The sequence below is a fragment of the Sporosarcina sp. Y1011 genome (assembly GCF_057669885.1).
Map to the genome: position 1 here is coordinate 1 of NZ_JBYHFP010000022.1, position 13202 is coordinate 13202.

Genomic DNA, 13202 nt, shown 5'->3' on the forward strand with positions numbered 1-13202 from the left:
AACTCTTATATCATACCAAGTTACGTCGTCCGTGTCAACAACTAATTTCAAGTTTTGACTAAACACGATGTGTCGGACTGGCAACGTTATCTAATATATCACCTGGCTACTTTTAATGCAACACTAACTTTGAATTAGTTTCATCTTTTTATCCAAATCTATAAAAAACGCTGTGTAATAGCCCTTTAATAGGCATTACACAGCGGTTATCTCCATTTATTCTTTCGGGCGCATTTGCGGGAACAGTAAGATGTCACGAATTGATTGTGCATTTGTCAACAGCATGACAAGGCGATCCACACCGATTCCAAGTCCTCCAGTTGGCGGTAATCCATACTCAAGTGCCTCGATGAAATCCTCATCCATGTCGTGCGCTTCATCATTCCCTTGTTCCTTTTCTACAAGTTGTGATTCAAAACGTTCACGTTGATCAATCGGGTCATTCAATTCTGTAAATGCATTCGCATGTTCACGTCGTACAATGAACAACTCAAAACGATCCGTAAAGCGGCTATCTTGTGCATTCTTTTTCGCAAGTGGAGAAATTTCAATAGGATGTCCATAGATAAATGTCGGTTGCACAAGTTGCTCTTCTACCTTCTGTTCGAAGAACTCATTCAACACATGTCCCACTTCCATCAATGGTTTAACTTCTACCCCGTGTTCTTTAGCTAATGAATGAGCTTCTTCTTTAGTCATCTCTTTCCAGAAATCAACACCCGTATACTCTTTTATCGCATCAGCCATATGCAGACGTTTCCATCCAGGCGCTAAATCAATCACATCTTCTCCATACTGCACTTGCATCGTGCCGAGCACATCTTGGGCGATATGAGCTACTAAGTTTTCGGTCAATTCCATGATGTCGTTATAATCCGCGTACGCTTCATATAATTCTATCATTGTAAATTCCGGATTATGGCGCGTTGAAATTCCTTCGTTACGGAATACGCGTCCTATTTCATATACCTTCTCAAGTCCACCGACAATAAGGCGCTTCAAATGAAGCTCGATTGCAATCCGCATGTAAAGTGTCATGTCGAGCGTATTATGATGTGTGACGAATGGGCGTGCAGATGCTCCTCCTGCAATCGCATGTAGCATCGGTGTCTCTACTTCAAGAAAACCTTGCCCATCCAAGTAACGGCGCATCGACTGGATGATACGACTTCTTAGAATGAATGTCTCTTTACTACCTTCCGTCGCAATCAAATCCAAATAACGCTGACGGTAACGTTGTTCTATATCTTTCAACCCGTGGAATTTCTCAGGTAATGGACGCAGCGCTTTTGTAAGGAATGTGAATTCTGTCGCTTTAATAGAGAGTTCTCCAACTTTCGTCTTGAAGATTGTCCCTGTAATCCCGATAATGTCCCCAAGATCTGTACTATTGTAGAGTTTGTAAGCATCTTCACCAATCGCATCTTGTCTTACGTAGATTTGAACCTGGCCGCCAAGATCTTGCAGATTCGCAAATCCAGCTTTTCCTTTACCGCGCTTCGTCATGATACGACCTGCAATTGTTACTGTATGAGGCGTTTCATCGAGCTCTTCTTTTGAAATCTCTTCAAAACGCTCCCGGATTTCATTCGATAGATGTGTCCGCTCGAATCTTGAGCCGAATGGGTCTAATCCACTTTCCCGTATATCTTCCATCTTCTGGCGTCTCACCAAAAGCTGATCGTTCATTTCATCCAAATGTGACATTTCTTTCACTCCTTCATCATTATCCGCTGCATAAGATAGCATGCATCTATTGTACACAATTTGCGCCACCCAAACACGTTTTACTTATTCACATCATCTAATAACACCAAGAATAACTGGTGTCTTGACGAAAAATCTCCAACTTTTAACTTATCCGTATCGAAAAAGGCTGCCACAACGCGTGACAGCCCGACTTATCCAGCGCAAACAGAACTTATACTAACTGCTACTTGATCACGTTTCATCATTTCTTCACCAAAGTCGTTCATAAGGTTCGTTAACTCATCAGCCGTTTTCATTGTATTGACCATATTACGGATATTCGCGTTGCCACGAATTCCTTTCATGTATCACGGAGCATGTTTGCGCATTTCGCTATATGTTCACCCTTTAGCGCCACAAGACGACTATAGTGAAGCAGGCATACATGGATTTTCTCACGCGCTGTCGGTGCAAGAACAACACGGTTGTCCATCGCAATATCATTCATTTTGTATTCCCTCCCCTTAAATAGGGATTAGCTATTTCACCAATTGAACAGCTACGGTATGTGTCATTCCCCTTCTTGCAGGAATTCATCAACTTCGTTAAGCTTCTTCCAAAGTATAACGCCTGTGTCTACCATTGAATCGGCAATTAAAGGAGCTATTTCTAGAAGAGGAATTAGAACAAATGCCCGCTCATGCATTCTTGGGTGCGGTACAACCAAATCCTCCGTTTCAATATTGTCGTTATTATAAAACAGAATATCAAGGTCTACAGTCCGAGGACCCCACTTGACTTCACGAAATCGGCCAAGCTCTTGTTCTATACTTTGACACACCACCAACAGTTCATGTGCTGTTAAATCTGTTTCAACACGGATAACCAGGTTAAGAAAGTCTGCCTGATTTGTATAGCCAACAGGCACTGTTTCATAAATTGACGATATCGATGTAACCGTTGTGCCTTTACTTAAATGAAGCGCTCGAACCGATTCTTTCAAATGATGCAGCCTATCACCGATGTTCGAACCCAAAGAGAGGTACGCAACATTCATTGAAAGTGCCCCCTCGTAATGTCTACCGACACAGATGTATAATGGCCCGGAATCGGTGGATCCGGTTTTACAAGTATCACACGAACGCCAGTCACTTTATCTGCAAACATCACCAATACCTTTGTCGCAATATTTTCAGCAACTGTTTCAATCAGTTTTACAGGTTCGCCTTCTATAATTGTTCGACACAAGCTATATACTTCAGCATAATTAACCGTTTTATCCAGATTGTCTGTCTTTCCCGCTTCCGACAAATCTGTTGCAAGCGAAACCGTCGCACGGAAACGCTGACCAAGCCTTGTCTCTTCCGGCAGTGCACCGTGATAGCCGTAAAACTCCAATTCGTTCAGATGAATATAATCCATACCGCATCCTCCTCGTATGACTGATAAAGCAATAGGGTGACCCGCCTTTAAGTTAGCGTACGTACACAACTTATTTACTTCCCCAATTAAACTACATTTCTTATTTTGAAACTTTAAATCTAAGCACAGTCTTTAATTTCTCTGGTGCTGTTCTTCTAGCGTCTGTGATATAGATTTCTCTATGACTTTTTTCAATTCGGATTAGACCTTGTTCCTCGCAATACTTTTCCATTATAGTAAACGTTGCTGGTTCTTTATCGTAACTACCGTGGTGCATCATCTGAACAGATAATCCATCAGAAAACGGTTCAAGTGTTGCTGTATCCACTGGTATATGTATCTTTTTGGCTCGCACGCTTTCAACAGCTCTTTGAAAAATTTCCCTCGTCACAAAGTCAGGCTGTCTGATCATTAATTGATAGACAAAATGATTTTTATCCAGGTAATCCAATTTTCTGCCCTCTTCATCCAAATCCCAAATTCCCTCAAGCGGAAACACTGTATATTCATAGTAGTCTTTTGGTGTGTAGCCACTCTTTGGCATCATTCGGATACTATAAGACAATGCATATAAAAGTTCCACATTTGACCGAAACAAATCGCTATTTGGATGTCCTTCACCTTGTACTTTGATATACAACTTTTCGATGTCATCATAAATAGTGGGTGTCTGTTTTGGCAAATAGATTTCTTTATCCTCTTTTCGCCACTCATACTTCATCATTTAAAATGGACTCCTCCTATTGTTCGAAATCCGTTTTCCCAGTTAGCACATCCATCATTTTTGCCATTCGGGCGATTTCTTTCACGTCATGCACGCGCACAATATGACAGCCATGTTCGATTCCGTAGCAAACAGTTGCTCCTGTTCCTTCAAGTCGTTCCTCAACGGGTAAGCCAAGAACGCTTCCAATCAGCGATTTTCGCGATGTTCCGAGAAGTACTGGGTACCCCATCTCAGCTATTCGATCGAGCCCTTGCATTGTCCATATATTTTGAATTGCATTCCGAACAAACCCAATACCCGGATCGAGCCAGATATTATCATGCGTTACACCTGCCGCAACAGCAATCCCTACACTGTCTTCCAAATCAGCGATAACTTCATCCATAAAGTTACCTACGTACTCCGCCTTCTCACGATTGTGCATTAGAATAATGGGCACATTATGTTTTGCTGCAACGTCTGCAATATACGGTTCGCGTTTTGCTCCCCAAATATCATTGATGATCCTTGCGCCTGCCAAGATTGCTTCTTCTGCGACGCCAGCTTTATATGTATCAATCGACACGGTGCATCCGAATTCATTCGTCAAAGCCTTGATAATTGGAACTGTTCGTTCAAGCTCTTCTTCCAATGAAATCGGAATATGTCCTGGACGAGTGGATTCACCGCCCACATCAATAATTTTTGCTCCATCTCGAAGCATTTCTTCCGCACGCTTAAGCGCAGCGTCAATGCGGCCATATTTTCCGCCATCTGAAAACGAATCGGGCGTCACATTCAAAATCCCCATGATAACCGTTTCTTTTTTAAAATCCATTTCTACATTTCCAAACTGGTATGTATCACGTGCATGAATCAATTTCATTACCGATAACCTTCTTTCATATCATCTATCGCCCGCAAGTAGTATTCATGGAGTCTTTTATAAAAACCACCCGCCGCTCCCGGAAGCTGTATTTCTTCAATCATGGATAGGGGAACGATTTCCTGCACAGCGTTCGTTACAAATACCTCGTCAGCAGATTCCACATCATCTTTACCATAAAACCCTTCATTCACGGTGATTTCGGTAGACTTAGCACCTTCTATGATAAACGCACGTGTCGTCCCCGGGAGAATCCCCGTTTCGATAGTCGGCGTAAATAATACGCCATCCTTCAACCAGAATACATTTGACGTAACGCCTTCAGCAACATAACCTTCAGCAGTTACGAAAAGACCTTCCATCTCTTTCAACGAAGATAGCTCCAGTCTCCCCTTGACATTGTTAAGGAAGTTGTGAGACTTATGACGTACCGTACTTTCTGGTCTATTACGCGGCGTCTCAAGCCAGACTGCCCTCTTCTCCGCACCCCGAACAGTCGGAACCAATTCTTTTCTAAACAAAATAACGTTCGGCATTACATAGGAAGAAGGTGCAAGACCGATATCGTGGACACCCGCCGAGACATTTAGCCTGAAATAGCCATCACTGCCGCCATTCAGTTCATCCAGTCTACTTACAGCAGTGAGAATTTCCATTTCATCGTAAGGCATCGAAATCCGATACTCTGTGAGTGCAGCATGTAGTCTATCCATATGTTTATCATACAAGAACACATTACCCTTATACGTTCGGAACGTTTCGAAAAAGCCAGCTCCATACAGAAAACCGTGATCGAAGGGTGAAATCTTTAACTCGTCCGCTCGCAGGAATTCACCATTCATCCAACACCACATAACGAACCCCCTATCTTACTTTTCCACCATTGCTTTTGCCTGCCAAAGCGCTTTTGCCTTATTTAACGATTCTACATATTCCGCTTCTGGCACTGAATCGGCGACAAGACCTGCGCCTGCCTGGATATGTGCAATGCCGTCCTTAATATAGACAGTACGGATGACAATATTAAGTTCAAAATCACCATTAAAGCCAAACCAACCGATTGAACCCGTATACAATCCTCTTCGCGTGGGTTCTAGTTCTTCAATAATTTCCATTGTCCGGAGTTTCGGAGAACCTGTGATGGAACCCCCTGGGAATACACCTTTGACAATATCAGCATTAGATATGCCTTCTGCAGCTTTTCCTCGGACGTTTGACACGAGATGCATCACGTGTGAGTATTTTTCCACGACCATGAATTCATCTGTTTCCACTGTTCCAGTTGTGCAAACACGCTCAAAGTCTTCTCGTTCCAAATCTACAAGCATAATATGTTCGCCCGTCTCTTTTTTGTTCGACAATAATTCAGCGTGAAGCGCAGCATCCTCAGTTTCGTCTTTCCCCCTAGGGCGCGTACCACCAATTGGACGCGTACTCATTTCATCTCCACGCTTTTTCAGCAGTAGCTCAGGTGAACCCGAGACAACGGAGAATTCCGCGGACCCGATTGAAGCCATATAAGGAGATGGATTAAATGAGCGTAGCGCTTCATACATATCAAGAGGATTTGCTGTCAGCAATTGCGATTGTCTTACCGAGAGATTGACTTGAACAACATCCCCGCTTGAAATATAATTCTGCACGTCACGAACCATCTGCGCAAATTGCGGCCCCGTAACAGAAACAGCTAGATTTTTTTCACTAATAGACACTTCTTTAGCATCTCCTGGCGCGAAAACTTGCTTACTTACTCCTGCTAACGCAGCGGCTACCCAGTCGGATTCTAGCTCCGAGGGTTCTAAATCACTATCTGGGAGTGTCATGAAATAAGCCATTTCATTCTTACAATCAAGAACCGCCCAGCGGTCGAACAGACAGAAGAATAAATCGGGTGTATCCAAGTCGTCCATTGTATCGTCTGGAATATTTTCATAAGTTCGGACATAATCGTAGCTAATGAAACCTATAGCACCACCTTGAAAATCCGGTAGTCCAGGAATAGATTCAATTTCATATGACTGAACAAACTCATTTAGTAGTTCGAGGGGATCTCCTTCTCTAACTTCCTCTGTGCCATCACGCCAAATTAGTTGTAACTTTTTCTCGTTCAATGTCCGCAATGTAACGAGAGGGTCAATTCCCGCCATACATAATGCCCCGCCCCGTCCACTTTCAAGAAGGACATGAGCGTCATGCATATGAGCCAATTCTTTATAGCCATAGAAAAATTGTTCTTTCGTCATCGCCAATGTTGTATAATCGATCTTTTGTTTGTGCATCCCAGTTTCCTCCCGATAACTTTAGTAACTTCATCTTACAGGGAAAAAGCCTTTTTACGCTATAAAAATTAGCGTGAATTCCTTTTTTATTCGAAGAACATCTAAAACCAATAAAATTGAAATAAAAAAGAAGGTGCATTTTAGCACCTTCTAGCTGCATTTAATTATTCTTCGTCAAATTGATAAAGTGGTGTACTTAAGTAACGTTCTCCATTAGAGGGAAGAATCGCAACGACTACTTTCCCTTTGCCAAGTTTCTTCGCAACTTGTAAAGCTGCAAATATTGCCGCTCCTGATGAAACGCCGCCCAGAATACCCTCTTCTCGAGCTGCACGTCTTGCCGTTTCATACGCTTCGTCGTTCGTCACTTGGATAATTTCGTTGTAAACTTCCGTATCGAGAACTTTTGGAACGAATCCTGCACCAATACCTTGAATTTTATGTGGTCCTGGCTTACCGCCTGAAAGTACGGCAGAATCTGTCGGTTCAACTGCGATAATGCTCACTTCCGGAAAACGCTCTTTCAAGACGATACCCGCTCCTGTAATCGTACCGCCCGTTCCAATTCCAGAAATGAATGCGTCCACACGGTCTAGTGCGTCTGCAATTTCAGGACCTGTTGTTAAGCGATGTATTTCAGGGTTTGCCTCATTGTTAAATTGTTGTGGCATAAACCAACCATTTTCCTTTGCTAGTGTTTCAGCTTTTCCAATGGCACCCTTCATTCCTTCAGCACCCGGCGTAAGTACAAGATCTGCACCATAAGCACGAAGCAAATTGCGTCGTTCAGAACTCATCGTATCTGGCATAACGAGAACAGCTTTATAGCCTTTTGCCGCAGCGATCATTGCGAGGCCAATTCCCGTGTTTCCGCTTGTCGGTTCGATTATCGTACTTCCTTCTTTCAAATCACCCGACTTTTCAGCAGCCTCAATCATTGCAAGTGCAATACGGTCTTTGACACTCGACCCCGGATTCATGTATTCCAGTTTCAAATAAATGTCTGCATCTTCTGCCCCTGTCATTCTGTTCATTTTAACAAGAGGTGTTTTCCCCACTAAGTCTGCAACAGAGTTTCCAACTAACGTCATTTTTACCCTCTCCCAATCCCTACTAATTTGATATGCTTTATAATACTAATATTACTACCATTATGTGAACATTGTCAACAATTGAATGCGCACAATATATATTCTTTTACTCCCCTTAAAGATTAACCCTCTGACAGACTAATAGTGCATAGTGCCATAACCAAGTCGAAATTCCTATCTAGAAGGTATCCTATTCCCGAAGACAAGAAAAGCTGTCCGGATATGCCGATTAAAGTCGACTTCCGGACAGCTATCTATCATTTACCGTAAAACCATTCCGCATCAAACTCTTCCCAGAACGCCTCCGGGTTAACCGTTTGTGGAAGTTGTTCAATTGCAAGCTCACGCCTAACATGATCTTTTACTTCTTTAAATTTAAACGATTGCCCCTTCACTACCTCATTCACACGCAAAACCGAGTAAGTACCGTCACTCAAAGCTATTACATCACTTATCGTTCCTTCTTTCACTCCGGACACTGCTTCAACGATAGCCAAGTCAATTGAATCTGTCGAATCGTTGATATAGCCGATATCCCCACCAAGGCTTGCTGATGCAAGATCCGTCGACCGCTCTTTTGCAAGTACGTCGAAGCTTGAACCTTTTGACAGTTCATCAATTGTCTGTTTTGCTTCGTCTTTCGTCGGAACAATAATAATAGAGGTCCGATAGGAAGTTTGGATATTATAAAGTGAACTATTTTCATCGTAATGCTTCTTAATTGCATTGTCTTTCACAACAATGTCTTTCGTTAACACTTTTTCAAGGATGAGATTGGAATGGATTTTTTGACGCATCTTTTCTTCATCTTGACCTGAAATGGAACGCCCGTCAACGGAACGGATAAGCGCCATTTCAAGGTTAATCTCCTTATCGGACACTTCAATCTCATACCGATCTGCAGCCACTTCCATAACCAAGTCATTTACAAGATCTAGGAGCGTTTCGCGACCCACTTCTTTTTCCATCGCAGTCATCCACTGTTCTCTTGTAATTGGCTTACCGGAAACCGATGCCACTACTTCATCTGTTTGCTTTGGTTTGTTCGGCATAAGCCAACCTACAAACCAAAAGATATTAAACAGTAATAGAATTGCAATTAGGAGAACAAGTGGTTTCGTCTTTAGTTTACGTTTCTGTGAACTTTCCGCCCCAGACTCAGGCCCTCGATTGTATTTCATCGATAAAGCCTTCCAGCTCTTCTTTTGGATACACATACGTTTCCATACAGAAATGGCAATGCGCTTCAGCTTTTCCATCCTCGTCGATCATTTCTCTGATTTCCTGCTCTCCAAGGCCAATGATTGCATTACCAAATCTGTCTTTCGAACAATTACATTCGAATGAAACATCCATCTGATCTAGAATTTCCACATTTTCAGAACCCAGCACTTCATAAAGTATTTCCTCAGGTGTAAGACCACGGTTGATTAATGATGAAATTGGTTCGACGTTAGCAATACGCTCTTCAAGTTGTACAATCGTTTCCTCCGATGCACCAGGCATAACCTGGATTATGAAACCGCCCGAGGCTTTAACTGTATTGTCAGGATTTACGAGAACACCTAGTCCGACTGCAGAAGGCACCTGCTCCGAAACGACAAAGTACTCCGTAAAGTCTTCAGCAATCTCGCCAGATACAATCGGAACCTGTCCTGTAAAGAAATCGCGAAGACCTAAATCTTTTACGACTGAAAGCATCCCTTCTGTTCCAACCGCACGTTTTACGTCGAGTTTACCTATTTCATTCAAGTCAAAATGCGTTTGTGGGTTCGATGCATACCCTCGAACTTCACCATGTGCATTTGCATCGATAACCATTGAACCAATTGGACCTTTGCCATCAATTTTAATGGTCAGTTTATCTTCACCTTTTGACATGGCACCCATCATAACAGTCGCCGTCATTGAACGCCCAAGAGCTGCTGTTGCTGTCGGCCACATGCCGTGTCGGCGTTGTACTTCAGACACCGTTTCTGTTGAGCGTACCGCATATGCGCGGATTGTCCCGTCAAATGCAAGTGCTTTTACTAAGTAATCTTTCATTTACTATATCTACTCCTTCTACATGTTTCTTTCGTATATTAGATGAAGCCCCTTTAGCGTTAGAAAGTTGTCAACAGTATCAATAACTGTCGTCTCACTTGCAATGAGATCTGCAAGCCCTCCCGTAGCAATGACGGTAGGTTCTTCCTTACTCTGTGCTTTCATACGGGCAACAATACCTTCAACTTGTCCAACATATCCATAAACAATTCCAGCCTGCATAGCAGCTACAGTGTTTTTCCCTACAACATGCTCTGGCTTCGTAAGCTCGATACGAGGCAATTTAGATGCCCGGTCGAATAATGCTTCCAATGAAATTCCGATACCTGGCGCAATTGCCCCACCCATATACTCGCCTTTTTCATTTACATAACAATAGGTTGTTGCCGTCCCAAAATCGACAATAATCAGCGGAGTTCCATATTCATGTATTGCTGCAACTGCATTGACAATCCGGTCTGCACCAACCTCACGAGGATTTTCGTACTTGATATTCAATCCAGTTTTGAGACCCGGTCCAACAATTAGTGGTTTTTGATTGAAGTATTTCCTACACATTTGCTCCAAAGGAAACATAACCGGTGGGACGACCGATGAAATGATAATGCCATGTACATCGTCAAAAGTTAGTCCGACATGTGAAAACATCGACTTTACTTGCATCGCATATTCATCTTCCGTCTTATGTCGATAAGTTTCCATACGCCAATGATGTTTAAGTTCTCCTTGTTCATAGACACCAAGGACAATATTTGTATTTCCTGTATCCAGCACTAGAATCATATTGGTTCCCCCGCTAACTTCGTCATTTTCCAACATATCATACCACATACCAAGCTATGAACAAAAGCAGAAGTGGCTTGAATGGCGACACGTTGAACAGGGTCACATAGAGGATGGGTGCAAGTTTAATCCTTCGCATACGGTTAGAATTCGGACATGAAGACATTAGTTCGCAACAAAAAAGCTGACTGTTTCAAAAGAAACAGTCAGCTTTTATAATTTTTAATCTCTGCGTTCTTCGTCGATTGGCCTAAGAGGTTGTTCGCCATCGGATTCTTTTCGTAAATCAACGATTGACGGATCCGTAGGTGCTCCAGTCGAATCAGAAATGACTACGTCATCTCCACCTTCTACTGCATCGATACTCTTCGGTTTTTCATCTAAATTATCCAAGCCATAACGGCCATATGGACGATCTGGCAGTGTGCCATGATCTTTTAGGTGATTAATTTGCTCTGCATCAAGTGTTTCTACTTCTAGAAGCGTCGTTGCAATTAAATCAAGCAAATCACGTTGTCCAGAAAGAATTTCATGTGTACGAGCGTATTGTTCTTTGATAATACGTTGCATTTCTTGGTCGATTTCATATGCAATCGATTCGGAATAGTTTTGTTCAGAGTTGAAGTCACGACCTAGGAATACTTGCCCTTGAGACTGACCAAACTGCATCGGTCCGAGCTTATCGCTCATTCCGTACTCAGTTACCATTGAACGCGCGATGCCAGTTGCACGCTGGAAGTCATTGTGAGCTCCAGTTGAAACTTCACCGAGGACAATTTCCTCTGCAACACGCCCACCCAGAAGCCCTGATATTTTATCGAGAAGTTCAGGCTTCGTCATGAAGTAACGGTCTTCTTTCGGAAGCATAACGGCATAGCCGCCCGCCTGACCACGAGGAACAATTGTTACTTTATGAACGATTTCAGCGTCATCGAGCATTAGCCCAACAACAACGTGACCCGCTTCATGGAATGCTACAATATCACGTTCTTTTTTCGATATGACGCGGCTCGTCTTCGCAGGACCTGCAATAACTCGGTCAGTTGCTTCGTCGATGTCAGACATATCGATTTTCGTTTTGTTACGTCTTGCAGCTACAAGCGCTGCTTCGTTCAATAAGTTTTCAAGGTCTGCTCCTGAGAAACCAGGTGTACGTTGTGCAAGTGCCTTCAAGTTGACAGTGTCATCAAGCGGCTTATTGCGCGCATGTACAAGCAGGACTGCTTCTCTTCCTTTTACATCCGGGCGACCAACTGTGATTTGACGGTCGAAACGTCCTGGACGAAGAAGTGCAGGGTCAAGGATATCCGGTCGGTTTGTCGCCGCAACTATGATAACCCCTTCGTTCTCACCGAACCCATCCATTTCAACAAGAAGTTGATTCAGTGTTTGTTCACGTTCATCGTGTCCACCGCCGAGGCCTGCGCCACGTTGACGACCGACCGCATCGATTTCATCGATGAAAATAATACATGGTGCATTCTTTTTAGCATTTTCGAAAAGGTCACGTACACGTGATGCCCCGACCCCAACGAACATTTCCACAAAATCAGAACCTGAGATTGAGAAAAACGGAACTCCCGCTTCACCTGCAACCGCACGTGCCAATAGCGTTTTACCTGTACCAGGAGGTCCAACTAACAGGATTCCTCTAGGTATGCGTGCTCCGACTTCGACGAATTTAGTCGAATCTTTCAGGAAGTCTACAACTTCCACAAGCTCCGCTTTCTCTTCGTCCGCTCCTGCAACATCAGTGAAGCGAACTTTTTTGCGATCGTCTGTATGAAGCTTCGCTTTACTCTTGCCGAAGTTCATAACACGGCCACCGCCGCCTCCTCCGCCTTGCGCCTGATTTAACAGGAAGAAGAATAGAATGAAGATGATGATGAACGGTAAAAGACCAGTAAAGAAAGAAACCCATGCGCTTGCTACAGGAGTAGGCAAGATATCAATTTCAGTATTGGTTTTCGTAGCAAGTGAACGGATGTCATCTTGTATAGCAGCATCGTTCAGAACATTTGTTACGAATTCTTCACCTTCTTCATACCCATCCATTTTACCCCTCACTTCAAGGACGAGCTGGACTGGCTGTAAACTTACTGTTTCCACTTTACCCTCTTCCAAAGCAGTTATAAATTCATCGTAACGAATCTCTTTCTGTTTTGGGTTTGTATTGTTTAGTGAACTGAATATCCCCATTATCGCAAGAAATATCAGTCCGTATAATAGAAAGTATCGAAGTATTCGATTCATCCCAAGCCTCCTCATTTCATTAGACAGAAAACTAGTGTAAATCTTAT

Annotated in this window: 14 protein-coding genes; all 14 read right to left on the minus strand. The window is 43.0% G+C overall.

Annotated elements, in window-relative coordinates:
• Positions 1-216 precede the first annotated feature (216 nt).
• The 14 genes from lysS to ftsH all read right to left on the minus strand — a co-directional run bounded on the left by lysS (position 217) and on the right by ftsH (position 13155).
• On the minus strand, positions 217-1707 hold the full coding sequence (lysS, locus tag AC25Y5_RS16760) for a lysine--tRNA ligase (RefSeq protein ID WP_488141339.1): 1491 nt from the start codon (positions 1705-1707) through the stop codon (positions 217-219).
• A gap of 194 nt (positions 1708-1901) precedes the next feature.
• A complete protein-coding gene (locus tag AC25Y5_RS16765) occupies positions 1902-2054 on the minus strand; it encodes a hypothetical protein (protein ID WP_488141301.1) in 153 nt (50 codons plus the stop codon).
• On the minus strand, positions 2051-2197 hold the full coding sequence (locus AC25Y5_RS16770; protein ID WP_488141302.1) for a hypothetical protein: 147 nt from the start codon (positions 2195-2197) through the stop codon (positions 2051-2053). Before AC25Y5_RS16770 ends, AC25Y5_RS16765 begins: the two co-directional genes overlap by 4 nt.
• A gap of 63 nt (positions 2198-2260) precedes the next feature.
• Complete coding sequence (gene folK / locus AC25Y5_RS16775; RefSeq protein ID WP_488141303.1) at positions 2261-2746, minus strand: 2-amino-4-hydroxy-6-hydroxymethyldihydropteridine diphosphokinase; 486 nt, start codon at positions 2744-2746, stop codon at positions 2261-2263.
• Positions 2743-3111 carry a dihydroneopterin aldolase gene (folB, locus tag AC25Y5_RS16780; protein ID WP_488141304.1) on the minus strand — a complete coding sequence of 123 codons (369 nt, stop codon included), beginning with the start codon at positions 3109-3111 and terminating at the stop codon, positions 2743-2745. The genes folK and folB overlap by 4 nt, the downstream gene beginning before the upstream one ends.
• A 100-nt stretch (positions 3112-3211) precedes the next feature.
• The gene (locus AC25Y5_RS16785) at positions 3212-3835 is read right to left on the minus strand and encodes a GyrI-like domain-containing protein (protein WP_488141305.1); all 624 of its coding nucleotides are present in this window, start codon (positions 3833-3835) and stop codon (positions 3212-3214) included.
• Positions 3836-3851: 16 nt separating this feature from the next.
• The gene (gene folP / locus AC25Y5_RS16790) at positions 3852-4703 is read right to left on the minus strand and encodes a dihydropteroate synthase (protein WP_488141306.1); all 852 of its coding nucleotides are present in this window, start codon (positions 4701-4703) and stop codon (positions 3852-3854) included.
• The gene (gene pabC, locus AC25Y5_RS16795; protein WP_488141307.1) at positions 4703-5557 is read right to left on the minus strand and encodes an aminodeoxychorismate lyase; all 855 of its coding nucleotides are present in this window, start codon (positions 5555-5557) and stop codon (positions 4703-4705) included. The genes folP and pabC overlap by 1 nt, the downstream gene beginning before the upstream one ends.
• 15 nt (positions 5558-5572) lie before the next feature.
• Entirely contained in the window at positions 5573-6982 is a 1410-nt protein-coding gene (locus AC25Y5_RS16800) for an anthranilate synthase component I family protein (RefSeq protein ID WP_488141308.1), read from the minus strand.
• 164 nt (positions 6983-7146) lie between these two features.
• Complete coding sequence (gene cysK, locus AC25Y5_RS16805; RefSeq protein ID WP_488141309.1) at positions 7147-8073, minus strand: cysteine synthase A; 927 nt, start codon at positions 8071-8073, stop codon at positions 7147-7149.
• A 257-nt stretch (positions 8074-8330) separates the two neighbouring features.
• Positions 8331-9254, minus strand: coding sequence for a peptidyl-prolyl cis-trans isomerase (locus AC25Y5_RS16810; protein WP_488141310.1), 924 nt, complete (start codon positions 9252-9254; stop codon positions 8331-8333).
• Positions 9232-10119: an Hsp33 family molecular chaperone HslO gene (gene hslO / locus AC25Y5_RS16815; RefSeq protein WP_488141311.1), complete on the minus strand. Its 888-nt coding sequence runs from the start codon at positions 10117-10119 to the stop codon at positions 9232-9234. Before hslO ends, AC25Y5_RS16810 begins: the two co-directional genes overlap by 23 nt.
• Positions 10120-10137: 18 nt before the next feature.
• Entirely contained in the window at positions 10138-10902 is a 765-nt protein-coding gene (locus AC25Y5_RS16820) for a type III pantothenate kinase (protein ID WP_488141340.1), read from the minus strand.
• A 222-nt stretch (positions 10903-11124) separates the two neighbouring features.
• The gene (gene ftsH, locus AC25Y5_RS16825; protein WP_488141312.1) at positions 11125-13155 is read right to left on the minus strand and encodes an ATP-dependent zinc metalloprotease FtsH; all 2031 of its coding nucleotides are present in this window, start codon (positions 13153-13155) and stop codon (positions 11125-11127) included.
• Between the last annotated feature and the right edge of the window lie 47 nt (positions 13156-13202).

What these genes read in the sequence shown, in the direction of transcription:
- lysS (WP_488141339.1), bottom strand. Translation starts at nt 1,707, where the DNA reads ATGTCACATTTGGATGAAATGAACGATCAGCTTTTGGTGAGACGCCAG.
- AC25Y5_RS16765 (WP_488141301.1), bottom strand. Translation starts at nt 2,054, where the DNA reads ATGAAAGGAATTCGTGGCAACGCGAATATCCGTAATATGGTCAATACA.
- AC25Y5_RS16770 (WP_488141302.1), bottom strand. Translation starts at nt 2,197, where the DNA reads ATGAATGATATTGCGATGGACAACCGTGTTGTTCTTGCACCGACAGCG.
- folK (WP_488141303.1), bottom strand. Translation starts at nt 2,746, where the DNA reads ATGAATGTTGCGTACCTCTCTTTGGGTTCGAACATCGGTGATAGGCTG.
- folB (WP_488141304.1), bottom strand. Translation starts at nt 3,111, where the DNA reads ATGGATTATATTCATCTGAACGAATTGGAGTTTTACGGCTATCACGGT.
- AC25Y5_RS16785 (WP_488141305.1), bottom strand. Translation starts at nt 3,835, where the DNA reads ATGATGAAGTATGAGTGGCGAAAAGAGGATAAAGAAATCTATTTGCCA.
- folP (WP_488141306.1), bottom strand. Translation starts at nt 4,703, where the DNA reads ATGAAATTGATTCATGCACGTGATACATACCAGTTTGGAAATGTAGAA.
- pabC (WP_488141307.1), bottom strand. Translation starts at nt 5,557, where the DNA reads ATGTGGTGTTGGATGAATGGTGAATTCCTGCGAGCGGACGAGTTAAAG.
- AC25Y5_RS16800 (WP_488141308.1), bottom strand. Translation starts at nt 6,982, where the DNA reads ATGCACAAACAAAAGATCGATTATACAACATTGGCGATGACGAAAGAA.
- cysK (WP_488141309.1), bottom strand. Translation starts at nt 8,073, where the DNA reads ATGACGTTAGTTGGAAACTCTGTTGCAGACTTAGTGGGGAAAACACCT.
- AC25Y5_RS16810 (WP_488141310.1), bottom strand. Translation starts at nt 9,254, where the DNA reads ATGAAATACAATCGAGGGCCTGAGTCTGGGGCGGAAAGTTCACAGAAA.
- hslO (WP_488141311.1), bottom strand. Translation starts at nt 10,119, where the DNA reads ATGAAAGATTACTTAGTAAAAGCACTTGCATTTGACGGGACAATCCGC.
- AC25Y5_RS16820 (WP_488141340.1), bottom strand. Translation starts at nt 10,902, where the DNA reads ATGATTCTAGTGCTGGATACAGGAAATACAAATATTGTCCTTGGTGTC.
- ftsH (WP_488141312.1), bottom strand. Translation starts at nt 13,155, where the DNA reads ATGAATCGAATACTTCGATACTTTCTATTATACGGACTGATATTTCTT.